The organism is Mesorhizobium sp. CA7 (assembly GCF_020165015.1).
GTDB lineage: Bacteria > Pseudomonadota > Alphaproteobacteria > Rhizobiales > Rhizobiaceae > Mesorhizobium.
The window spans coordinates 383948-405084 of the sequence record NZ_JAIUHH010000004.1 but is presented as its reverse complement, the minus strand read 5'-3'; the positions used below and the strand labels follow the sequence as shown (position 1 = coordinate 405084).

Annotated in this window: 23 protein-coding genes; 2 read left to right on the top strand and 21 right to left on the bottom strand. The window is 63.7% G+C overall.

Annotation, left to right across the window (positions count from 1 at the left end; all coding sequences use genetic code 11):
- The first annotated feature begins 121 nt into the window (after nucleotides 1-121).
- Nucleotides 122-703, top strand: coding sequence for a sigma-70 family RNA polymerase sigma factor (locus LB552_RS12035; RefSeq protein ID WP_224527665.1), 582 nt, complete (start codon nucleotides 122-124; stop codon nucleotides 701-703).
- A gap of 3 nt (nucleotides 704-706) precedes the next feature.
- On the opposite strand, the gene LB552_RS12030 is transcribed toward LB552_RS12035, so the two are convergent.
- From LB552_RS12030 to LB552_RS11975, 12 genes are all read right to left on the bottom strand, one after another.
- Nucleotides 707-868: a hypothetical protein gene (locus LB552_RS12030; protein WP_176477115.1), complete on the bottom strand. Its 162-nt coding sequence runs from the start codon at nucleotides 866-868 to the stop codon at nucleotides 707-709.
- Nucleotides 869-991: 123 nt separating this feature from the next.
- Nucleotides 992-1129, bottom strand: a complete 138-nt coding sequence (locus LB552_RS12025; protein WP_224544246.1) for a hypothetical protein — start codon at nucleotides 1127-1129, stop codon at nucleotides 992-994.
- Nucleotides 1130-1321: 192 nt separating this feature from the next.
- Entirely contained in the window at nucleotides 1322-1540 is a 219-nt protein-coding gene (locus LB552_RS12020; protein WP_140725913.1) for a hypothetical protein, read from the bottom strand.
- A gap of 59 nt (nucleotides 1541-1599) precedes the next feature.
- Entirely contained in the window at nucleotides 1600-2514 is a 915-nt protein-coding gene (locus LB552_RS12015) for a class I SAM-dependent methyltransferase (RefSeq protein ID WP_224605665.1), read from the bottom strand.
- On the bottom strand, nucleotides 2511-3503 hold the full coding sequence (locus LB552_RS12010; RefSeq protein WP_224605663.1) for a GNAT family N-acetyltransferase: 993 nt from the start codon (nucleotides 3501-3503) through the stop codon (nucleotides 2511-2513). The genes LB552_RS12015 and LB552_RS12010 overlap by 4 nt, the downstream gene beginning before the upstream one ends.
- Nucleotides 3503-4564 carry a glycosyltransferase gene (locus tag LB552_RS12005; RefSeq protein ID WP_224605660.1) on the bottom strand — a complete coding sequence of 354 codons (1062 nt, stop codon included), beginning with the start codon at nucleotides 4562-4564 and terminating at the stop codon, nucleotides 3503-3505. Before LB552_RS12005 ends, LB552_RS12010 begins: the two co-directional genes overlap by 1 nt.
- 18 nt (nucleotides 4565-4582) lie before the next feature.
- Nucleotides 4583-5518 (bottom strand): beta-xylosidase, encoded by a 936-nt coding sequence (locus tag LB552_RS12000; RefSeq protein ID WP_224605658.1) that lies wholly within the window; start codon nucleotides 5516-5518, stop codon nucleotides 4583-4585.
- Nucleotides 5511-6272: a TIGR04290 family methyltransferase gene (locus LB552_RS11995; protein WP_224605655.1), complete on the bottom strand. Its 762-nt coding sequence runs from the start codon at nucleotides 6270-6272 to the stop codon at nucleotides 5511-5513. Before LB552_RS11995 ends, LB552_RS12000 begins: the two co-directional genes overlap by 8 nt.
- 2 nt (nucleotides 6273-6274) lie before the next feature.
- The gene (locus LB552_RS11990) at nucleotides 6275-7078 is read right to left on the bottom strand and encodes a nucleotidyltransferase family protein (protein ID WP_224605654.1); all 804 of its coding nucleotides are present in this window, start codon (nucleotides 7076-7078) and stop codon (nucleotides 6275-6277) included.
- Nucleotides 7078-8175 (bottom strand): glycosyltransferase, encoded by a 1098-nt coding sequence (locus tag LB552_RS11985; RefSeq protein ID WP_224605653.1) that lies wholly within the window; start codon nucleotides 8173-8175, stop codon nucleotides 7078-7080. The genes LB552_RS11990 and LB552_RS11985 overlap by 1 nt, the downstream gene beginning before the upstream one ends.
- A gap of 14 nt (nucleotides 8176-8189) precedes the next feature.
- Entirely contained in the window at nucleotides 8190-8786 is a 597-nt protein-coding gene (locus tag LB552_RS11980) for a histidine phosphatase family protein (protein ID WP_224605652.1), read from the bottom strand.
- Nucleotides 8783-9886 (bottom strand): inositol-3-phosphate synthase, encoded by a 1104-nt coding sequence (locus LB552_RS11975; protein ID WP_224605651.1) that lies wholly within the window; start codon nucleotides 9884-9886, stop codon nucleotides 8783-8785. The genes LB552_RS11980 and LB552_RS11975 overlap by 4 nt, the downstream gene beginning before the upstream one ends.
- A 153-nt stretch (nucleotides 9887-10039) precedes the next feature.
- On the opposite strand from LB552_RS11975, the gene LB552_RS11970 reads away from it, so the two are divergent.
- The gene (locus tag LB552_RS11970; RefSeq protein WP_224605649.1) at nucleotides 10040-11788 is read left to right on the top strand and encodes a hypothetical protein; all 1749 of its coding nucleotides are present in this window, start codon (nucleotides 10040-10042) and stop codon (nucleotides 11786-11788) included.
- Here the strand turns inward: LB552_RS11970 and LB552_RS11965 are convergent, their stop codons facing one another.
- From LB552_RS11965 to LB552_RS11925, 9 genes are all read right to left on the bottom strand, one after another.
- A complete protein-coding gene (locus LB552_RS11965; protein WP_095768871.1) occupies nucleotides 11789-11974 on the bottom strand; it encodes a hypothetical protein in 186 nt (61 codons plus the stop codon). It abuts the gene before it with no gap.
- 78 nt (nucleotides 11975-12052) lie between these two features.
- Nucleotides 12053-13114, bottom strand: coding sequence for a UDP-glucuronic acid decarboxylase family protein (locus tag LB552_RS11960; RefSeq protein ID WP_411965891.1), 1062 nt, complete (start codon nucleotides 13112-13114; stop codon nucleotides 12053-12055).
- Nucleotides 13111-14220 carry a glycosyltransferase gene (locus tag LB552_RS11955; protein ID WP_224605646.1) on the bottom strand — a complete coding sequence of 370 codons (1110 nt, stop codon included), beginning with the start codon at nucleotides 14218-14220 and terminating at the stop codon, nucleotides 13111-13113. Before LB552_RS11955 ends, LB552_RS11960 begins: the two co-directional genes overlap by 4 nt.
- A complete protein-coding gene (locus LB552_RS11950; protein WP_224551593.1) occupies nucleotides 14217-15311 on the bottom strand; it encodes a glycosyltransferase in 1095 nt (364 codons plus the stop codon). Before LB552_RS11950 ends, LB552_RS11955 begins: the two co-directional genes overlap by 4 nt.
- A complete protein-coding gene (locus tag LB552_RS11945) occupies nucleotides 15308-16435 on the bottom strand; it encodes a glycosyltransferase (RefSeq protein WP_095768867.1) in 1128 nt (375 codons plus the stop codon). The genes LB552_RS11950 and LB552_RS11945 overlap by 4 nt, the downstream gene beginning before the upstream one ends.
- A 2-nt stretch (nucleotides 16436-16437) precedes the next feature.
- Nucleotides 16438-17538 carry a glycosyltransferase family 4 protein gene (locus LB552_RS11940; RefSeq protein ID WP_224605645.1) on the bottom strand — a complete coding sequence of 367 codons (1101 nt, stop codon included), beginning with the start codon at nucleotides 17536-17538 and terminating at the stop codon, nucleotides 16438-16440.
- The gene (locus tag LB552_RS11935) at nucleotides 17523-18815 is read right to left on the bottom strand and encodes a TIGR04295 family B12-binding domain-containing radical SAM protein (protein ID WP_224605643.1); all 1293 of its coding nucleotides are present in this window, start codon (nucleotides 18813-18815) and stop codon (nucleotides 17523-17525) included. The genes LB552_RS11940 and LB552_RS11935 overlap by 16 nt, the downstream gene beginning before the upstream one ends.
- Nucleotides 18812-19885 carry an NAD-dependent epimerase/dehydratase family protein gene (locus LB552_RS11930; protein ID WP_224605641.1) on the bottom strand — a complete coding sequence of 358 codons (1074 nt, stop codon included), beginning with the start codon at nucleotides 19883-19885 and terminating at the stop codon, nucleotides 18812-18814. Before LB552_RS11930 ends, LB552_RS11935 begins: the two co-directional genes overlap by 4 nt.
- Complete coding sequence (locus LB552_RS11925; RefSeq protein WP_224605639.1) at nucleotides 19882-20988, bottom strand: NAD-dependent epimerase/dehydratase family protein; 1107 nt, start codon at nucleotides 20986-20988, stop codon at nucleotides 19882-19884. The genes LB552_RS11930 and LB552_RS11925 overlap by 4 nt, the downstream gene beginning before the upstream one ends.
- Nucleotides 20989-21137 lie beyond the last annotated feature (149 nt).

The following is a 21137-nucleotide window of genomic DNA, read 5'->3' as shown; positions in this document are numbered from 1 at the left end:
CCCTTCGATCACGCCACCTCACCAAAAGTTTGGCCGAGCGATGGAAAACAGGAACGTTCCGATTTCTCAAACATTCTCCCTAGTCTGCACTGCGTAATTCCTACTTGCTGGGGCCGGAACATTGTCATTCAGAGAGCATAATCTGCCGAACCCCAGCACCGAGGAGATCTCCATCGTCAACCTCATTCCTGCCTTGCGGGCTTTTGCGCGAACCTTCTGTCGCGTGCCTGACGATGCCGACGATCTTGTGCAGGAAACGTTGACCAAGGGGCTCTCCAACCTGGACAAATTCGAGCCCGGCACGCGCCTGAAGTCCTGGCTCTTCACCATCATGCGCAACACGCACTACACGCGTGTCAAAGCGGCGGCCAGGGAGGCCCCCGGGCTGCTCGACTGCGCCTCCAGCCGGCCGATTTCGGAACCGTCCCAGGATTGGTCCGTGCAAAGCAGGGAAGTGCATCAAGCCATCCAGAAGCTGCCGTCCCATCAGCGTGAGGTCTTGATGCTGATCGGCGTACTGGGCGTAAGTTACGAAGAAACCGCGCAAATATGCGGTTGCGCTGTCGGCACCGTCAAAAGCCGCCTCAACCGCGCCCGTGCCGGCGTTCTGGAATTCCTCGGAGAAAGCTCGCCGCAAGCGCTGATCGAGCCACGACGTCAACTTTCGGACAATCATTGGGATACAGAGGGCGCGAGGCGCTAAATCCTACCGGCGCTGGGCTGCCGTCATGACTTTGGCCTCTCTCATCAACGAGGCCCAATTCAGGCCGAGCAGAGAAACAAGTTCGAGCGCTTGCGCTTCGGTGATGCCCGTCTGCGCGACCAGACGCCGAACGAGTTCGTCCACTTCCGGAGTTCTGCCAGCCATCGGGATGATCCCCAATCGGCTACAACGATTAACTTATGTTAAGGTTCCACCGATCACGCGACAGCGGGCGATATCGATGGCTTCCCGTCTCCAAGGAATGCCGCATCCTTGCTGGTGACATCTTCAACCGCGCTCACCCGTCATGTCGCCTTTGCGCTTTTCGATCAGAGCGTTCTGCAGTTCGAGAGCAAGCCTTGTCAGCCGGTCAGGGACCTCCTCCCGCTCGATAGCGTTCAGCAGCGATGCGATCTCCTGGTCCAAGCTCTGGATTACCTGGGCGCAAAGGTCGCGCTGACTCCTGTGAGACATGGCATTCTCTTAACAAACAGAGGCCCCTTCAAATCTCACAGAGGCATAGCCGACCGGCCTATGCAAGGCGCCTGCCGCAGGCTGTAGGGTTTCCGGTCCGTTGTCCCCGGATTTCGCGGCAAGAGGTGATCTGGAAACATCAGCTCAATCCTTGGGAAGGCGGTTCGCAGCGTGATCCTGATACTGATCGGATTTGATCCGGTTGCCGTCCAGACCTCGTTGCTCGGTATGCTGCTTCTTGTCCCGGTTGGACAGCACGTCGTTCTCACCGACCACGTCCTTTGCAAGCGTCGTCTTGGCTCCGGTTCCGGAACCCTTGCCCTGGCTGCCGCGGCCCATCTGTTTCTTACCGCCGGATGCCATCTGCTTCTCCCTGTTCTGCTGGCCTGGAACTGTTCGGTGACCGAACTGCCGCCGGTGCGTTATGTTCCGCCGTCACGACGGACAAGGAAGGCCATGCCGTCCCAACTGCCGAACGGCATTTCGCCGTCGACCACGAGGTCCATGCCGCATGCATGAGAAAGACGGCTGATGTCGCCAGAATCGATGCTAGGCGATGTCCGATAGGAATAGTTGAGGATCGCTGCCATTCCTCCCCGCCGCAGCACGCGCGCGATCTCGATGAAATGCCGCTCGGCAACCCCGGCGAGCACCAGGTAAGGAAAACTGTCCAGGGCCAGCACGCCGTCAAAGCTTGCATCGGCGAAATCACCGAGATCAAGGCCTGAGGTCAGGTGAAATTCCACATTGGCAAGGCCGGCGCATCGCCGGCGCGCGATTTCGATCATCCGCGACGAAATATCGATGCCGACGACATATCCTGCGTGGGTGCCGAGCGCATGTTCGAGACGCCCGATGCCGCAGCCGATGTCCAGTATGTGCTTATGGGCACCAAGGAAACCCTGCTGTTCCAGCCATGCGGCAATCTCGGCGGTGGTGGTCGACAGCCTGTGCTCGTCGCCAAGCGAGGACAACTGGACGCTGGCCGCGGGAGATATGGCGGCCGCCCGATCGAAGCTGCCGGCCAGCCGTTTGACGGTCATGGCGGTCGGTTCGCTATCCGGCCGGTCATGCGACACGCAGGCAGCCGCTCTGCGGACCTTGTCGAAGGTGTCCGCCTTGCCACGCAGCATCGTGGCGACCTCCTCCAGCCAGCATCGCCGGGGAGCATGGCTTGGACGCATGTCCAGCGCGATATCCGCCAGTTGCACCGCGCTGGTCGTCTTGTCGGTATAAACGGCTAATCTGGCCAGCGCGTTGTCGACGGAAAGGCCGTCCGTCATGCAATCCTCGAGCAGGCGCCTGGCAATCGCGCCGGGTTGGCTCGCGATGTTCACGGCGAGGCGCTCCTGGTCCAGACCTTCTGCGCCGTCCAGCGGTCCTTCGCGCCCCAACCATATTTGTAACCTTCCCTGCCGCGCAGGAAATCGAACTCCAGCGCGCCCTCGCTGGCGGCTTCGGTGATGGCATGCCCGATCAGAATCGCGCCGGGGCTTTCGTCGGCATAGGCCGGATCGAAACCGCCAAGATAGGCATAGGCCCGGTCGCGGTGATGAAAACCGTAATAGGCGCCGACGACGGCATCGTCGATCTGGATCGTCAAGCATCGCGCCATGCCGTTATCGGCAAGCCGCGGCAGGGCACGGCGATGAAATTCCACAGCCGTGTCGGACAGGACGCCACCGCCATGGCCGGTCCAGCGCGCGCCATGCAGTCGGATGAGCCTGTCGAGAAATGTCTGCGGATCGGATTCGCCACGGCTGACAATGACGGCTCCTCTTCGCCGGGCAGCTCTCTCTGCGCGGCGCAACTGACGCCTCCGTCTCGCCGGAACCGAGCGGGCCAGAGTCCGATCGCCGTCGAGCAACAGCACAGGACAGGCCGCGTGCGCCATCGACCGGCGCTCTTCGGCATTCGGCAGCTCAAGGCTCAGCGATATGGCATCGGCCGAGAGATCGGGCAGGATCCACTGCGACCATTCCAGCGACAGCGCCGCTTCGGCTATGGCGGCCTCAGTCTCCGCCTCCAGTTCCGGCGCGCACAAAATGTCGAGATAGTCGCTCAGCGAAATCCCGATGGGGAGCAGACGCTGACCGCAGCCATGCCTTTCGATATAGAGCGGCGCCAGTCCGGCGAGTTCGTCTCCGCTCCACACGGCAATTGCCGTGAGATCGCCCGGCGCGAATGTACGCCACCAGGGGATGAGCCAGGCAGGAGACTGGAACGGCGTGGCCGACATGCTCCGCCCCCAGAGTTGCCACCAGCACGGCTCGAGGTCCTCGAACGTCCCTGGATCGCGAATGATCTCGGTGCGCAGACCGCCCATCACGCGATTCCCAGCAAGGTGCGGCGGGTGCCAAGCTTGGCCAGCGCTTCGTAAGCATCCATGTAGGATGTGACCATGCGCTCAAGCGAGAAGCGGCGGCGCGCCTCGGCCCGGCAGGTCTCATGGTCCAGCGCTCCAGAATGGACGATGGCCTTAGCCATCTCCTCGACGTCATTGACCAGAAATCCGGTTCTGCCATGCTGGACGACGTCGGGAAGGGCGCCATTCGGGAAAGCGACGACCGGCGTGCCGCAGGCAAGCGCCTCCATTGCGACAAGCGAGCTTGTTTCGGCGGCAAGGCTGGGGACGACCAGGCAGCGGGCGGCGTTGAGCAGCCGCCGTTTGGCGCGAAACCCCAGCGGCCCGAGAAAACGCCGCTGCCGATCGAGGCGAGGACGGACCTCGTCGGCGAAATAGCGCAAATGGGTCTCATAGGGATAGACGTGGCCGGCGATCGCCAGGGGAGTGCCGGCGCGCTTGGCCGCCTCGATTGCGAGATGGATGCCCTTTTCGGGACAGATGCGGCTGAGCACCAAAGCGAAATTGCGCCGCAACCGGGGCTCGTTCAGCGCATCGATATCGACGCCGTTTGGAATAGGCTTCGCAAGTCTCGACCCTGCCGGCGCTGTCCGGTGCTGCGCCTCCGAGACCGCGTGCAGCCACAGGTCCTCGCGCGACGGCGCAAGCACTTCGGAGGGATACCAGCCCAGCGGCAGGTGCAACGCCACCAAGGTTGGGCCGTCGGTGGGCAGATAGGCATCGAAGTCGATGCCGTGGAGGTGAACGACGTCGATAGGCCAGCGCGCCCGGGCGGCCGCGATCGCGTCGCGATGCGCCTGCTGGGCCCGGTCCTTCGCCGCCTTATCGAGCACGCCTGCTTCGGCCGGTGTTTCCACCAGGACGCCGGCCGTCTTTGACCCATGGCAGGCGACGACAACCGACCGGTGGCCTTTCTCAACCAGCGCCCGGTCCAGCGCCGACAGCACCTGCTCGGCGCCGCCGACCGCATCCGGCCCGACAGGCGCGAGGGGGTAGGCGACGTTGAGGACAGTCAGTGTCATCGCCGATCGAGCCGGAACTCACCATGCCGCCGACACGCGCCGCGTTCGTGTCATGTCGTCGCTGATCGCAGGAGCGTAGCGGCGGATCATCGCCGCGCAGAATTCGGCGAATTCCTCGGGCACCTGCGGCGGACTTGTGTGGTGGGGCTGGAGACCGCGATGCTCGGGCGTGAAGCAGAAGGTCACCGTGACGTTGAAGTCGGCGAGCGCTTCCATCTGGCGATCGAACCAGTCCAGCGCGTTCGGCCGGAAGCTGTCCGCCCAGGACAGGCCAGTGCGCAGGTGCGTCACGCCCAGTCGGTGCATCCAGGCAACGGCATCATCCAGCCGATGGTCCTCGAAATGGAACCACTGGACCAGGCCCATTTGCGGGGTATGGCGCACGAATTCCTCGAGCGCCGGCTTGGGCGTGCCGTCCTCGCGCAGCAGGCCCATGTAGAAATGCCTGTAATAGGACGAACCTTCCGCTTCCCGATGGCGCGTTGTCGCCTCCCACGAACGCGGCAGATCATAGAGGCTGTACCACTGCACCTGCGGCGCGATATCGAGCAGCAGCTCGGCAGTGCGGCGCAGGCCCCAGAGCTGGATCTCCTCGGCGCCGAAAGTCGAGACGCCGACTTCGCTGACCCAGATCGGCAGATCGGTGACAGCGGCAATCTCGCCGAGCTTCTGCGGCCACTCATGAATCTGCCAAAGGTTCCAATCGAGCGGGAAGCCATGCACCGCGACGGCGTCGACATGGTCGAGCACGCCGAAATCCTTCATGCGCGTCATGAAGCCGGCATCGATCGGCGAAATACCGCCCAGCACCTTTGTGACGGCCGGGTTCTCCCGGTCGATCGCATCGGCCGCCAGGATCGCCATCGAGGCAAAACGGCTCCAGTCCGGGTCGAGCTCGGGATCCCAATGCGATTTGTTGTTGGGCTCGTTCCAGATCATCGCGGCTTCAATCATCGGCCTCTCCTTTCGCGGGATAGACGGCGGCGCCGTCGGACGGATTGCCGGCCGCACGGCAGAAATAGACCTCGTCCTCAGGGTGCAGCACGATTTCGAAGCCGGCGCTGCGCAGCATCGCTTCGGTGCAGGCGCGGTTTGGAATCCACCAGTTGGTCGGGTCGTCCGCATAGCGATGCTCGATGAAGTGCAGTTTCGGAAATTCAGGTTGATCGAAGAGGTCGCGTGTCCAGAAATGGTAGTTCTGTTCGAGCGGCAGGACGTCCCCGCTGCCCCTCTGCATCGACTGGAAGATCATCAGGTCGCCTGCGACATGTGCGCGGATCAGGTCGAGCGCCAGCAGCGGGTGGCGCAGGTGGTAGAGCACACCCATGAACAGCACGATGTCGAAGCGTTCGCCAAGCGCCCCGACGTCGTAGACGGACATTTCCCGGAATTCGATATCGCAGCCGGCGATCTCGGCGGCGAAGCTCGCCTGGGCGAGGTAGGCCTGGTCGAAATCGATGCCGAGCACGCGATCGGCGCCGCGCTTCTTCATCTCGATCGAATAGAAGCCGGCGTTGCAGCCGATATCGAGCACGGACATGCCCGAAAGGTCAGTCGGAATGGCATCCGCGAATTTGCGCCATTTGATCAGTGGATAATTGCCGAGGAAATGATCCGGCGCGGTTTCCACGCCCGCAAGCTCCATATTGTGGAACCACGGTCCCAGTGCGTCGATGCGGCGGCGTATTTCCGTGCTGGAATGCAGCATGGCTAAGCTCCTTCGCCTGGAAGGGTTGGCACCGTTGAGAGATCTTGCGATGCGAGCATCGGCGGGGTCTCATCTTCAACGACATCGTTGCTTTCGAGCAGCCTGAGCGCCGTGCGATATCCATCGAAAGTGCCGACGTCGACATAGGCCGTTCCGGCCTTGACGCCGTAAGCCTCGCCTCCGGCTGCGAGATAGGCGTTGATCAGCGTGCCGAAATACTCGTCGAAGCCGTCGCGCTGGCGCCACAGTGCCGCGAGCTGGTGGAAGATACGGCCAGGCATCTTGAAGGCGCCCCAGACCCAGTTTGTTGCGGCATCAGCTTGCTTGACCTGGATTTGCTTGACACGTCCGCTCTGATCCAGGACGACGGCATCGAACAGTTCCGGGCGATCGACCGGAAACATCAGAAAGGACAGCCGGTCGTCGGCCAGCCGGCAGAAGCCGTCCTCGGGGAACCAGATCGTGTCCGGCAGGCCGATCAGGACCGTTTCTTCCGGCGTGACCAGCGGCTCGGCACGGAAGATCGCATCGCACAGTCCGATCGGGGAGGGCTGCGCGACGAAGATTGCTGCGGCGGTGTCATAACCCGCGGCATAATATTCGAGAATGTCCGACTTGCCGGAACCGATGATGAAGCAGATGCGGTTGACGCCGTTTCGGACCATCCGCCGCACCAGATATTCGCTCACCGCGCAGGGGCGCTCGGTCTGCCCGTCCAGCCGGCTGCCGACCGGCAACAGCTCCTTGGAAAAACCCAGCGGCTGAATGCGGCTGCCGCGGCCTGCGGCAGGCACGATCCCCAACATCAGACGGCTTCCTCCATTGCTCCACCTGCCATGGAAGCGGCGGCGTTCAAGATGCGATCGAGTTCGGCGGCGCGGTGCGCGGACGTGTGCTCGTCGAGGACGCGTTCACGGGCGCGGCGGCCAAGCGTCTCGATTTCGTTGTCCGACAGGCCAAGCGCGGCGACGACATCGCCGGTAGTGTGTGCCAACAGAATCTCGCTGCCGGGCGTGAAGAAGCTGTCGAGGCCGGCCCAATCGTCGGAGATGATCGCGGCGCCGCAGGCAGCTGCCTCGAACAGCCGGCCTGACGGGCACCAGCCCTTGCGCGCCATCGCCTCGCGGGTGACGTTCAGCGTCAGGCGCGAGGAGGAAAAGAAGGCGGGGTGATCCGCCGGCGGCAGGTGCCTGACGAAGAAGATATTGCCGCTCCATGGAAAGTCCGCTGGATATTGTGCGCCGCCGATGATGAAGCGGCGGTTCGGCAGTTGGGCCGCTGGAGCTACGAGCAGTCTTTCCACGGCCGCCTGCCGGTCCTCGGCATAGGTTCCGAGATAGGAGAGATCGCCGGCGAACTCGGACCGTGGCGGGGCCGGCCGGTGCCGGTTGGGGTCGACATGTCCGTAGAGCGGCAGGACATAGCGCACGCCGAGAATACGCTTCAGCGCATCGATCGCCGGTCCTCCGGTATAGCTCAGGATCAGGTCGAAATCGCGCAGGCCATCCGGCTCGAAATAGGCCGGATAGTCACCTTGCTCGATTCTCGCCAGCGTTACCGGTGTATCGAGATCGTAGAACACCTTCAGCCCGCGGCAGCTCTCGTTGGCGAGCCGCGAGGCCCTCACGGCGTCCGGACAATAAGAGGTGACTATCACCACGTCGGCCTGCCGTATCGCAGCCTCAGCCTCATGGCGGATACTCTCCCAGTCCGGGTAGAGAATGATGTTGCAAGCATCGAGCCGGTCGAGGTCCCTGGCACCGGCGTAATAGGGCGTGTCGCGCTCGAAGAAGCTGATCGACCAGCCAAATGGGGCCAGAGCGCCTATCAGCCCGCGCCAGAGCGTGGCATGGCCGTTGCCCCATGAGGACGTGACGGTGAGACCGAATATGACCATGCGCATCGCCAGCCGCTCCGTCAGGGGAGTTCGTTGAGGCGGATGAGCTTGGAACCCCAGTCGCCATGAACGACTGTGGTGATCGAGGCCGGCGAGATATCGAAGCGGAAGCAGTCGCCGAGCTGCAGGCCGAGAATCGCGCAGACGGCCGCCTTGATGACGTCGGCGTGGCTGATAAGAGCGATGCACTGACCCTGCCCATTCTCGCGCAACGCGTCCATCAGGCCGACGATCCTGTGTTGGACATCCAGCATCGTCTCGCCGCTCGGCGTGCGGGCGCTCTGGCGCTGGTCGTTCCAAAGCCGCCAGCTTGCGTCGCCGTTCAGTTCTTCGAAGGTCTTGCCGGACCACTCGCCGAAGTCGATCTCATCGAGTTCTTTGCAGATCGCGATCTTCTCGACCTCGCAGGCGATCGCGATCGGCTTCGCGGTCTCCAGCGTGCGTTCGCGCGGACTGCTCAAGATGGCGGCGAGCGGCTCGCGCGCCATGCGGCGCGCGAGATGCAGCGCCTGCGCCTGTCCGGCCTCGCCGAGGCGAACGCCATCGAGCCGCCCGGCCAGGTAGCACCCGACATGATCATGAGCCGCGTGGCGGATGAGAAAGAAAGTCGTGGTCATTCGGCGGCATCGAGCAACGGCTCGTCCCCGCCGGCGATGAAGGCCAATGTGCGCAGCCGCGCCTCGGCGTCGGTGAACTGCTGGGGCGGCGACTTCATGAAGTAGCTGCTGGGGCCTGTGAGCGCGCCGGCAATGCCACGGTCGAGGGCCAGCTTTGCGCAGCGGACGGCGTCTATGACCACGCCCGCGGAATTGGGCGAATCCCAGACCTCCAGCTTGAGCTCGGCATTGAGCGGCACGCCGCCGAAGGTGGTGCCTTCGACCCGTATATAGGCCCATTTGCGGTCAGTCAGCCACGGGACATGGTCACTGGGACCGACATGGATGTTGCCGGCCTCGAGCGGAACGTCGATCTGGCTGGTGACGGATTGCGTCTTGGAAATCTTTTTCGATTCCAACCGCTCGCGCTCAAGCATGTTGAGGAAGTCGGTGTTGCCGCCGAAGTTGAGCTGATAGGTGCGATCGATGCGCACGCCGCGCTCCCGGAAGAGATTGGCGAGCAGCCGGTGCACGATTGTTGCGCCGACCTGGCTCTTGATGTCGTCGCCGACGAGGGGAAGGCCGCGCTCCTCGAAGCGCTGGCGCCATTCCGGCCGCGAGGCGATGAAGACAGGAATGCAATTGACGAAGGCGCAGCCGGCCTCAAGCGCGCATTCCGCATAGAAGCGCGTCGCCTGTTCGGAGCCGACCGGAAGATAGGATATCAGCACCTCGACCCCGCTCTCCCGCAGCCGGCCGGTTACGTCTGCTACCGGTTCATCCGACTCTTCGATCTCGTCTCGGAGATATTTGCCGATGCCGTCGAGTGTTGGGCCGCGCTCCACACGGACGCCGGTCGGCGCGACATCAGCAAAACGGAAGGTGTTGTTGGGCGCGGTGTAGATTGCTTCCGCCACATCGCGCCCAACCTTGTTTTTCGCGACATCGAAGGCGCAGACGACCTCAATGTCGTCGACATGATAGCCGCCGAGGTCGGCATGCATCAGCCCGGGGATCGGCTCGTTGCCGTTGGCGTGGCGATAGTAGGAGAGACCTTGCACAAGAGATGACGCGCAATTGCCCACGCCAACGATGCCGATGCGAACTTTCTTCGATGTCACGAAACCGCTGCCTCTTTGCTGAAGGTAAGTTCCTCGCGCCGAACCGGGAGCGACCTCGAATGTTCCTTCGCGCCGCGAAAAATTGCTGAGCCGGATCTCGGATCAAAGAGGCGCCGCTTCGCGTTGGCGGCCAGACAGCGGGATAGGAGCCGCATGATCGTCTTCGGCGACCACAAGCGAACGCGCAGCGCACAACAGCTCAGGGAAGCTGCCTTGGCCGCAGCGGCAGCAATCGGCGGTCTGCCCGCCGGTATCGAACGTCACGCCGCCGTGGTCGATCTTTTCGTCAGCGCCTCCGAACTTGTGCAAGGCCTTGCCGATGCGGAATTCGGCACCAGGGGTGCCGATTGCAATTCGTCGACACAGAAGCTGGGGTCGGAAATTCTCGTCGAGTTGTCGGAGGAAGTGCTGCGATCCTGGCAACAAGGATTTGTCCGGAGCGGAGCGCTCGACCCGTTGCTGCTTGCGAAGCTTGCCACCATCGATTGTAGCAGCGAAATAATCACCGGCCCAGCCGAAGGCTACGCGCTTTATGCGCTATATCCGGAAACCTATCTGCTTGCGGCGCTGCAGTCGGGCCTCGACGCAAACACCTGCGTCATCGGGATCCGCGGCATCGGTCTCGGCCTAGCGGCGATGGTCGCCGCCGCGCTGCATGCGCCGCCGCCCGTCAGTGTGCGGCCGATCGGGCACCCGTTTAGCCGCCACATATGCGCCGCGCCCGAACTCCTCGGCGGCTGGCGCGACAGACCTCATGCCAAATTTGCCATCGTTGATGAAGGTCCGGGCCTCTCCGGCAGTTCCTTTCATGCTGTCGTTGCCTGGCTGCGCCGGCAGGGCATCGACCAGGAGCGTATTCATTTGTTCCCGAGCCACCGCGGCGGGCCGGGCGTGCAAGCTTCCGCAGACATGCAGGCTATTTGGAGCCACTGCTCGCGCCATGTCGCGGATTTCGAAGCGGCCTTCGATGGATGGGTCGCGCCGAACCTTCGCCACTGGGTGGCGAACCTGCTCGGCAAGCCCGATGTCGAACTCTGCGAGATTTCCGGCGGCGAATGGCGCAAGCATATTTCCACGCCACCGGAGCATTGGCCTCCGGTGTTTGCCGGCTTTGAGCGGCGAAAATTCATGGCACTGGCGGGCACGGAGCGTTGGTTGGTCAAGTTCGCCGGTCTCGGCGGGACCGGGCAGCACAAGCTGCACACGGCGAGGTCGGTGCACAGGGCCGGTTTTGGAACGCAGCCTGCCGGACTCTGCCACGGCTTCCTGATCGAGCGTTGGACAGAGGCGGACAGGCTGGATCGGACAGAGCTGGACAGAGACCTGCTGGTCGAATGGCTTGGACGCTATCTCGGCTGGCGCGCTGCCGAGTTGCAGACCGAAGAGGCCGGCGCGTCGCCGGATGGGCTTGCAGACATGGCCGTGCGAAACTGCAGAGAAGCCTTGGGGGAAGGGCCGGCCGAAACATTAAAGGGTTGGTTCGCACGCCACTCCTCACATCCCTTCCTGCGGAGGATCGAGATCGACGGACGCCTGCACCCGTGGGAGTTTCTGGTTCGGCCGGAGGGAACCCTGCTCAAGACGGACGCCGTCGACCATTGCCGCTCGCATGACATTGTCGGCTGTCAGGACATAGCCTGGGACATTGCAGGCGCGACGGTGGAATATGAGCTTTCCGCCGCCGAGCGTTCGAGGCTCGTCCAAGGCATTGAGGCACAAGTGTCGCGTGCCGTCGATCATTCTTTGGTGGACTACATGGAGCCCTGTTATCTCGCCTTCCAGCTTGGGCTATGGACGATGGCCGGACAGTCGACACACGGCGATGAGCGGGTAAGGGCCACGCGCGCCGCCGACCGCTACGAAACCGGGCTTTCGCGTTTTATCGAGCGCGCGAGGACCTGATCAGTCCAGCCTGCGCAGCATGTCCGCTTCCTGCTCCAGAATTGTGGCCACTTCCTCGCGCTGCAGATGTGTCATCATGAGGCTGACGCAACATTCGAGATAGGTGATGGAGGCTCGCCGCAGGAACGCGGCGGTTTCGGCGGCCGCCATCTGGTCGATGTCCTTGATTGGTCGCTTCGGCTGCACAGTTCTTCTCCATGACGGTTGTCATGTCCAACCGCAATCCCGGTCGGTTGTTCCGCTACGGCGAAAGAAGCCACCGCGTCAGAGCTGAAGGTTCCGAACTTTTCCGGCCTCAGTCCTGTTGACCGGAGCGATGGGCTCCATCGCGAGGTCGTCGAGGCTCGAGAAAAAGGCGATGGTTTGCAGCAGGCCTTGCCTGAGAGGCACCTTGGGCGACCAGCCGAGAAGCGCCCTTGCGCGGCCTATGTCCGGCCGCCGGCGGCGCGGGTCGTCCTGCGGCAAGGGCAGGAATTTCACGGGCGATTTGGTGCCGGTCAGTTCCCGAACCAGCCTTGCCAGTTCGAGGATCGAAAACTCGCCGGGATTGCCCAGATTGACCGGCTGTCGCGGATTGGGATCGACATCCATAAGGCGCCGCAATCCTTCGATCATGTCGCTGACATAGCAGAATGACCGGGTTTGCCGGCCGTCGCCGAATATCGTCAGCGGCCGTTTCTCGATCGCTTGCATGACCAGGTTGGACACGATGCGGCCGTCGGCCGGGTCCATTCTGGGACCATAGGTGTTGAAGATGCGGGCGATGCGGATATCGGCCATCTCGGCCCGCAGATAATCGAAGCAGAGCGTCTCCGCGGTGCGCTTGCCTTCATCATAACAGGCGCGCGGTCCTGTGCAGTTGACGTGACCGACATAGTCCTCGCGCTGTGGGTGCTGTTCCGGATCGCCATAGACTTCGCTGGTCGACGCCTGCAGGAAGCGGGCGCCGTTGCTTGCGGCGAGCTCGAGCAGATTGAGCGTTCCGATCACACAGGTGCGCGTGGTGTGGACCGGATCGGCCTGGTAGCGGGGCGGCGATGCCGCGCAGGCCAGGTTGAAAACGCGGTCGACAGTCTCGCCGAGTTCCAGCGGGACGCAAACGTCCTGCTCGATCAGCCGGAACCGGGCTTGGCCGATCAGCGAGCTGACATTCTCCATTCGGCCGGTAAGAAAGTTGTCGACGCATATGACGCGATACCCTTCGTGAAGCAAGGCCTCGCATAAATGCGAACCGAGGAAACCGGCACCGCCGGCGACAAGCGCCGTCTGTGTCTGCTGAACCCTTCTTGATCGCCGCATCTGCAAAGTCTCCTGTCTGCTATTCATGCTGCACTTTCCACGTTCAGATCGATCGCCGCGCGCGCATGGACAGACTGGATCAAAGCCTGAACGAATTCACGCGCCCGAGCGCCGCCGGTGTGGCTTGCAAGCACCGCCTCGCGTGCCGAACGGGCCATATCGAGTCTGGCCCGCTCCGATTTGGCTGTGAGGATTTCCTGCACGTCGCCGGCACTGGCTGCGGTCTCGATCGTCGATTCTGGGAAGAAGCTATCGAGACCGGGCCAGCGGTCGCTGATGATCGGTGTGCCGCAGGCAGCGGCCTCGAAGAGCCGCACGCTGGGCGACCATCCTGCCGCGATCATCGACGCGCGCGTAAGGTTCAGCGTGTAACGCTGGCGGCTGTAGAAGGCGGCATGTTCGGCGGGCGGCAGGTGCTCGATCCGCTCGACATTGTCCGGCCAGGCGATATCGGACGGATATTGCGAGCCGGCGACGACGAAGCGGCGCTCCGGCAGGCGGCGCGCCGGCTCCAGCAGCAGCGCTTCGAGGGCGAGCTGCCGGTCGGCGCTGTATGTTCCAAGATAGCCGAGATCCCATTCGATCGCGTCTCTGGTGCGATGGTGTCGCTTTGGATCAACCGAGCAGTAGAGCGGCTCTGTTCGGCGGGCGCCGAACTCCGATCTGAGGCGCTGCAACGTCGGTCCGCCGGTGAAGGAGAAGTAGACGTCGAAATAGGGGATCTGCCTGCGGGCAAGGTAGTCGCAATCGTCCTCGGCAACCCGCGCCAGCGTCACCGGCGTGTCGATGTCGTAAAAGCAGAACTGTCCAGTGCACAGCGAAGCGAGGTCGTCGATGATGGCCCTGCCTTCCGGCACGAAGGAGCCTATCACCACCGCGTCGGCACGCTGCAACTCCTGCCGGTGATTGCGGGGCAGCTCGGAGACTGTCTGGTAGTAGCGCAAGTCGCAGAAATCGGGGTCGCGCAGGTCCCGGTGATGCGCGTACCAGGGCACGTCGCGTTCGAGGAAGGTGACGCGATGGCCGAGCTCGTTGAGCGCGCGCAGCAGTCCCCGGAAAGTCGTCGCGTGGCCGTTGCCCCAGGATGAGGATAACGAAAGTCCGAGGAAAACGATGTCGAGCGGTTTCGTCATTCCGCGGCCTCCATTGCCCGGCGCTCGAAATGCGCCTTGAAGATGTCGTCCACCAGCCGGGCTCGCAGCGTGTAGGTATGCTCGGCCAGAACGCGCCGCAGCGCTGCGGCGCCGATCGCCTTCGCCCGTTTCGGGGTCAGCGTGCGCACGATCTCGGCGACGTCGGCACCGTCCCGCGCGACCAGAATCTCTTCGCCTGGGGTCAGGAACAACTCGACGCCAAGCCAGGCATCGGTGATTAGGCATGCGCCCGCGCCGGCCGCTTCGAAGACACGTGTCGCGGGCGAAAACCCGTTGGCCGCCATGCTGTCGCGGCTGATGTTGAGCACCGCCTTCGGCGTCACGTTGAAGGCGTTGTGATCGCGCGTACCGACATGGCCGAGCCACGAAACGTTCGCCGGCAAGGGCTTGTCGCCCCAGCCGGATCCGCCGAGCAGGAAGCGTTGGCTGCCAAGCACACGGGCCGGATCGAGGAAGAAGGCGTCGACGCGCGCCTCGCGGTCGGGCAGCCGATTGCCGAGGAAAGCCAGGTCGCAGGCAAAGCGCGGATTCGCGGCGACCGGATGATGTGTCTCAGGATCGAGCGCGTTGTAGATCGGCACGCATTCCGCGGCGCCGAGCGCCCGATAGTCCCAAACCACGGGATCGCCGCCGCCATAGGTCAGCACAAGGCCGATCCTCTTCAACGCCTCATGCAGCGGGTGTTCGGCATGATTGCGCAGCTCGCTTAGGGTCGCCGGCGCATCGACGTCCCAGAACACGGTCAGCGCATCCGGGCGAGCGTTGTCGAGAACCGCATGCAGCAGCGCCTCGTCCTCGAAGCCGACGCCGCTTGCCTTGACCACGACGTCTGCCTGCGCGGCGCGCGAGGCGACCTGCATCAGCGCATGCGCTGTCGGCTCATAGACGACGACGCTGCACCAGTCCGGCGCCTCGATATCGCGATGCTTCTGGCGATCGTAGACATCGGGCTCATAGAAGACGATGTCATAGCCGCGCTTCGACAACGCCTTGAGCAAGCCCCGATAATAGGTGGCCGCGCCGTTCCAGTAGGACGACAGAAGGCTCGATCCGTAAAAGGCGATCTTCATGCAACGGCCTCCCTTGCAGGTTTGATTTCAGCGACCTCGCGATTGCCGCATGCGGCGAGGATGTCGAACAACTCGTCGACGCGGTGTCGGCATGTGTGGCGCGCAAGGATGGTTTCCCGACCGGACGCAGCCAGCGCCTCCGCACGCTGGCTGTCGTTCAGCACGTCGCGAAGGTGATCCCGCATCTCGGCGCCGTTCCGGGCGAACAGGAAATCCGTGCCGGCACGGAACAGTCCTTCGACATCCGACCATGGCGCCGAGACCAGCGGAATGCCGCAGGCCATCGCCTCGAACATGCGTATGGTCGGAATGCCGGGCAGGCTCTCCCGATAAGGCCGGCGGGGGATGTGCATGGTGACGCGATGCCGGGCGAAGCTCTTCGGCACGTCGGCATTGGCAATCCAGCCATCATAGCGCAGCCCTGCCTCGGCAAGGGCGGCTCGGGCGTCGGTCGGATAGCGCACGCCGTGCACGGTTCCCGACAGCGCGAGAGCGCTCGCCGGCTCGATCAGGAACTCGGCGATCTCGGCGCTGCGTTCGTCGTCGCCCCAATTGCCGATCCAGACGAGGTCGGAGACGGGCTCGACATCCGGGCACGGCTTGAACAGCCGGTCGTCCGCCGCCTCATGCCAGGTGAAGACCCGTTTGCCCCAGCCGGCGCGAAGATAGCTCTCGCGCAGCACCTCGCCGAAGACCAGCACTCCGTCATAATGCTCGAGCTGAAGTGCCGCTATCGCCTGCGTCGCCGATACGGCGCGGTGATGAGTGTCGTGGAACAGGAGCGTGAAATTGCCATAGGCTCGCGCCTGTCCGATGCGCGCGACAAGATCCTTGTCCGTCCATTCGTGAACGATCACGACATCCGCGCCGGCGAGCCAGGCTTCATGCGCGAAGCCGGGGCCATAGGTCAGCGCCATCAGCTCCGGGAAATCCTTGCGGAAACGCTCGACAGCGAAAGGGCCTTGCTCGGCGAGCAGATTCGATCGGCTCCAGCCGTCGGCAGGTTCCAGCGCGACCGCCTCATGTCCGCGCGCGACGAGCTCGCGCATGATGCCGCGCTGGAAATGCGCGTTGCCGTGATTCCAGTCGGAAACGGCGGAGTGGGTGTAAAACAGGAAGCGCATGGTCAAAGCCCTGCCATGGCCGTCGCCGCCCGATCGTAGACCTCTCGCATCCGCGCCGTCTGGGCGCTGAGCGAGAATTTGCGCGCCCTTCGGGCGGCGCGCTGACCGAAATGGCGCCGCAAGCTTTCGTCATGCGAGAGCCTGGCGATGCAGCCGGCAAGCGCATGGGGATCGCGTGCGTCGAAGAACGCCGCTGCTCCGTCCCAGATCTCGCGGTAGGTCGCGATGTCCGCCAGCACCAGGGGGGTGCCCGCAGAGGCTGCCTCCAGAGCGGCCAGCCCGAAAGGCTCGTAGATGGACGGCGAGACAAACATGCTGGCCCGCGCCATCAATTGCCGAACCTCTGAATGGCTGATCGAGCCGAGCGAGATGCAATTGTCGAAGAACAGGCGCTGTCCGTCCGGGCCTTCCGTTTCGCCTGCGGCGAAAACGGGAGGGCCACACAAAGCAGCCGCGGCATCGAGCGCCAACCCGTTTTTACCCTCATCCCACCAGCGGGCGGCAGCGAGAACGAAGGACTCGCGATGCGCGCCTGCCGGACCGGGGAGCGCGCCATTGTGGACGACGCTCAAGCCGGCGATCGGGCCGTAGCAGGCTCCGAGCATGGCGGCATGGCTTCGGCTCGGCGCGACAATGGCTTCGGCGCGGTCGAATCCCGCCCGGTTGCGCTCTCGTTGCCAAGCCCAATCGCCCTCGGGCATTTGCGCCCGCACTGCATGCAGCCATGTGACCACGCAGGAATGCGATACCGCGACGATTGGACAAGTCAGCTCAAGACCGGCTGCCTGCGCCGGCGCATTGAGGTGTATGAGATTGATTGCATATTCCGACGCAAGCTCCTGCAATTCGCTGGGCAACCGGTCGAGATCTTTCGTGTCGCGCGTCATCCAGTCCGGCGGGCATTTCAGCCAAACCAGCGTGGCGAAGGACCGCGCCTCCCGGGCCTGTTCGGAGGAAGGTTCGGGTCCCAGCCCGGCAAGCACGATGCTGTCGCCGCTGGCCGCCAGCTCTCGCGCCAGATCGAGCGAATAGCGCCAGACTCCGCCGACGGCGTCGGTCGTCATCAGAATGCGCCGCGGACGATGGGTCAGTGATTGCAGCATGAGGACTCCAACTCAGCCAGCGCGTGCGGACGCTGGTCCTGGATGTCGCTGAAGGATCGGAAGGAGGCGAGGTAGTGCTCATGCGCTCGCTCCCAGGCAATATCGTCGGGTTCGCCCCAGAGTTCGCGGTAGCTGGGCGAGCTCGGATAGGGATAGAGCGGCACGGGCTCGTTCGCCCAAACGCCGTGATCGATGAGGTGCTTGCGCCAATGGTCCACCAGCGCCGGATCGTCCTCGACCACGCCGATCAGATTGGCCTGAACGAAAGGCACATGGCGACGGGCATCGACCAAAAGCGCGGCCAGATCCTCCGTGTCGAGCCGGCATCGCTTGGCGAGCATCGCACGGCCCTCGACGGTCAGGCTTTCAAGGCCGGCTTCGATCGAGACGCAGCCGGCCTCGCCGAGCAGCTTGAGCAGGTCCGGCTTCCACAGGTCGATGCGGGTCTGGACACCGAACTGGATATCGCGGTCGACCAGCGCTTCCAGCAACGCCTTCTGCGGCAGGAAGATTTCATCGATGAAGTAGATGTAGCCGACCCCTTGAGCGATCAAACCGTCGATCTCGGCTATGACGGCATCGTGCTTCCTGCGCCGATACGCATCGCGGAAATCGATCTTGGCGCAGAAGCTGCAATTGTAGGGGCAGCCGCGCGACGCTTCCACCTCGGCGCCGGCGCCCTTCTGGTGGGCATCGAACCTGTGGTGGTGGTGGCCATGCGCGGCGATCCAGTCGGATGGCCAGGCGAGCGCAGGATGATCGACGAACGGGCTGGCATGCACCCCGCCATTGCACACTGGAAAGTCGTCCTGGAGCCGGGCCGTATGCGCAACCTTGCTCCAGTCGCTTTGCCGTGCAAGCTCCGTCACGACCTCTTCGCATTCACCGCGCACGACGACATCGACGCCGAGCTTGCGCAGGGTCGGCGCCGGAGTTGCCGAGCCATGCGGTCCGACCGCCACCGCGCGTCCGCCGCGCCCGGCGAGATGATTGAGGAATTCCGCCGGCACGCGCAGCTCGGGCGGCGCGCAGCGCCAGAACAGATAGGTCGGCGCGGTTGTCACGACGGTCATATCCGGTGCGAAAGCCGCAACGCTTTCCGCAAGGGCGGCGTTGTCCAGCCCTTGCAGCAAGCCGTCCAGCATCAGCACGTCGTGCCCTTCGGCTTCCAGCATCGCCTTCGAGTAGCCGAGCTCCAGCGGCAGATGCGGCTGGCGGCAGCCGAAATAGATGCTGTGCTCGTATGTCCAATGAGGATTGACCAGCGCTACCTTCATGCGACGTACCTCGTGGCTTCGGGGTGCGGTTGGAGCCGATGCCGCAGCAGCCAGCTGGCGAGATCGCTGACGCCTTCGCGCCATGGGACTCGCGCCTGCCAGCCGATCGCTGCTTGCAGCTTGCGCGTGTCGGCGACGAAGAAGGGTTGGTCGCCAACGCGCTCGCGGTCGTGGCGAAGCGCGACGTCGCTGCCCGTCATATCGGCGATCTCCGCCAGCAGCACGCGCAGGCTGACCGCATTGCCCGGGCCGCCGCCCAGGTTGAACGCCTGGCCCTTGAGGGCCTCAATCCTGGCCAACACGCCGCGATAGGCGGCTACGGCATCGGACACATGCAGGATGTCGCGCACCTGCCTGCCGTCGCCGTAAACGGTAATCGGCCGGCCGGACAAGACGCTGAGAAGAAAATGCGCGACCCAGCCCTGGTCCTCGGTGCCGAACTGGCGCGGCCCGTAGATGCAGCTCATGCGCAGCACCGCTGTCGGCAGTCCGTAGGATTTGGAATAGTCGAGCACATACTGATCGGCCGCGCCCTTCGAGCAGCCATAGGGCGTGCAGAAATCAAGGCCTACCTTCTCATCGACCCCGCCCGCGCGCACCTTCTCGTCGAGCGGCTCGTAGTGATCGTCGGCTTGCCGCACCGCGATCTGGGGCAGGCTGCCATAGACCTTGTTGGTGCTGGCGAAGACTACGGGGGCGCCGGTGCTGCGAGCGGTCTCCAGCACGTTGAACGTGCCTTTGAGGTTGATGTCGAAATCCTGCGCGGGATCGGTCAGGCTGGTCGTCACGGCGGTCTGGGCGGCGAGGTGAAAGATCGCCTTTGCCGGTGCCAGCGCCGCTGCCAGTGCGCCGGCATCGCGTATGTCGACGATTTTGGCGCTCAGCCGATCGCCGTGCTTTTGCGCCAGCCAGTCGAGATTCTGCTCGACGCCGGGGCGGCTGAGATTGTCGACGACCAGCACGGCCTCGCCGTCGGATAGCAGGCTGTCGGCCAGGTTGGAGCCGATGAAGCCGCTGCCGCCAATGACGGCTATCGGTGCCTTGCGCGGATGCCGGTGGCCCTGGGTCATGAGACCAATCCCCGCTCTTCCAGCTCGCGCCGCATGTCCGCGCCGCGGTCGATAACGACGCTGTTGCGAACCCATGCCGCGAATTCGCCGAGCGAATCTTCCAGTCGATGCTTCGGCTCAAAGCCGAGCAATTCGCGCGCCTTGGAAATGTCGGCGAAGCAGTTGCGTATATCGCCGGAGCGCGCCTTGCCGAGAATTTCGGCGGGGCGCTTCGGAACGCCCATGGCCTTGGCAAGCAGCCGGGCCACCTCGCTGATCGAATAGGCTCGGCCGCTGCCGATGTTGATGGCGTGGCCGGCTGCCTGGCGTTGCTCCAGCGCCAGGCGGAACGCGGTGGCGACATCGCGCACATGGACGAAATCGCGCTTCTGCTCGCCGTCCTCGAAGATCGTCGGCTGTTTGCCATTGGCGAGGCGCGAGGCGAAATTGGCGAGGACCCCGGTATAGGGATTGGAAAGCGCCTGTCCGGCGCCGAACACGTTGAACAGGCGCAGTGCGACGGCATCGACGCCGTAGGCCTGGCCAAAGATCAGCACCGCGCGTTCCTGCGCATATTTGGTCAGCGCGTAGATCGAGGCGAGATCGGGCCGCTTCTCTTCGTCCGTCGGAAGAGGCGACAGTGCTTGGCCGGTCGCCGATACCAAATCCCAGCGGCCCTCCTTTATATCGGCAGGCTTTCGGCGCGCATTGTCGATCCGCTCGCCGTCCGGAGTCTGATAGAGGCCTTCGCCATAGATGCTCATGGAAGACGCCACGACGATCCGCTCGACCGGATGCTTGATCAATGTCTCCAGCAGCACCGCGGTGCCGAGATCGTTCGCGCCGACATAGCGGGCGATCTCGTACATGGACTGGCCGACGCCAACCTCGGCCGCCAGATGGATCACGGCATCGGCGTCGGAAACCGCTTCGGCGACAGTGTCGCGGTCGCGCACGTCGCCCTTGATCAGTTCCGCCCCCGCAGGGAGGTTGATGGCTTCGGCGCCGTGCACCTGATCGATAAGCGCATCGAGCAGGCGCACCTGATAGCCATGGTCGGTGAGTTCCTGGGCGACGTGGCGGCCGATGAAGCCGCAACCTCCCGTAACCAATACACGTTTCACGATGACTCCCTTGTGGACTTGGCTTCGGCGCCCCGAACTGCGCGGCAAAAGGTTTGTTCCCTGCTTCAACAAAGTTCCCGTCGCAGGGGGGTGCCGCAGCTTCGACAGGGAGCCGTTCCACCATCTGGAACATTGCCTGTTGGCTGCCG

What these genes read in the sequence shown, in the direction of transcription:
- LB552_RS12030 (WP_176477115.1), bottom strand. Translation starts at nt 868, where the DNA reads ATGGCTGGCAGAACTCCGGAAGTGGACGAACTCGTTCGGCGTCTGGTC.
- LB552_RS12020 (WP_140725913.1), bottom strand. Translation starts at nt 1,540, where the DNA reads ATGGCATCCGGCGGTAAGAAACAGATGGGCCGCGGCAGCCAGGGCAAG.
- LB552_RS12010 (WP_224605663.1), bottom strand. Translation starts at nt 3,503, where the DNA reads ATGGGCGGTCTGCGCACCGAGATCATTCGCGATCCAGGGACGTTCGAG.
- LB552_RS12005 (WP_224605660.1), bottom strand. Translation starts at nt 4,564, where the DNA reads ATGACACTGACTGTCCTCAACGTCGCCTACCCCCTCGCGCCTGTCGGG.
- LB552_RS12000 (WP_224605658.1), bottom strand. Translation starts at nt 5,518, where the DNA reads ATGATTGAAGCCGCGATGATCTGGAACGAGCCCAACAACAAATCGCAT.
- LB552_RS11995 (WP_224605655.1), bottom strand. Translation starts at nt 6,272, where the DNA reads ATGCTGCATTCCAGCACGGAAATACGCCGCCGCATCGACGCACTGGGA.
- LB552_RS11990 (WP_224605654.1), bottom strand. Translation starts at nt 7,078, where the DNA reads ATGTTGGGGATCGTGCCTGCCGCAGGCCGCGGCAGCCGCATTCAGCCG.
- LB552_RS11985 (WP_224605653.1), bottom strand. Translation starts at nt 8,175, where the DNA reads ATGCGCATGGTCATATTCGGTCTCACCGTCACGTCCTCATGGGGCAAC.
- LB552_RS11980 (WP_224605652.1), bottom strand. Translation starts at nt 8,786, where the DNA reads ATGACCACGACTTTCTTTCTCATCCGCCACGCGGCTCATGATCATGTC.
- LB552_RS11970 (WP_224605649.1), top strand. Translation starts at nt 10,040, where the DNA reads ATGATCGTCTTCGGCGACCACAAGCGAACGCGCAGCGCACAACAGCTC.
- LB552_RS11960 (WP_411965891.1), bottom strand. Translation starts at nt 13,114, where the DNA reads ATGAATAGCAGACAGGAGACTTTGCAGATGCGGCGATCAAGAAGGGTT.
- LB552_RS11955 (WP_224605646.1), bottom strand. Translation starts at nt 14,220, where the DNA reads ATGACGAAACCGCTCGACATCGTTTTCCTCGGACTTTCGTTATCCTCA.
- LB552_RS11950 (WP_224551593.1), bottom strand. Translation starts at nt 15,311, where the DNA reads ATGAAGATCGCCTTTTACGGATCGAGCCTTCTGTCGTCCTACTGGAAC.
- LB552_RS11945 (WP_095768867.1), bottom strand. Translation starts at nt 16,435, where the DNA reads ATGCGCTTCCTGTTTTACACCCACTCCGCCGTTTCCGACTGGAATCAC.
- LB552_RS11940 (WP_224605645.1), bottom strand. Translation starts at nt 17,538, where the DNA reads ATGCTGCAATCACTGACCCATCGTCCGCGGCGCATTCTGATGACGACC.
- LB552_RS11935 (WP_224605643.1), bottom strand. Translation starts at nt 18,815, where the DNA reads ATGAAGGTAGCGCTGGTCAATCCTCATTGGACATACGAGCACAGCATC.
- LB552_RS11930 (WP_224605641.1), bottom strand. Translation starts at nt 19,885, where the DNA reads ATGACCCAGGGCCACCGGCATCCGCGCAAGGCACCGATAGCCGTCATT.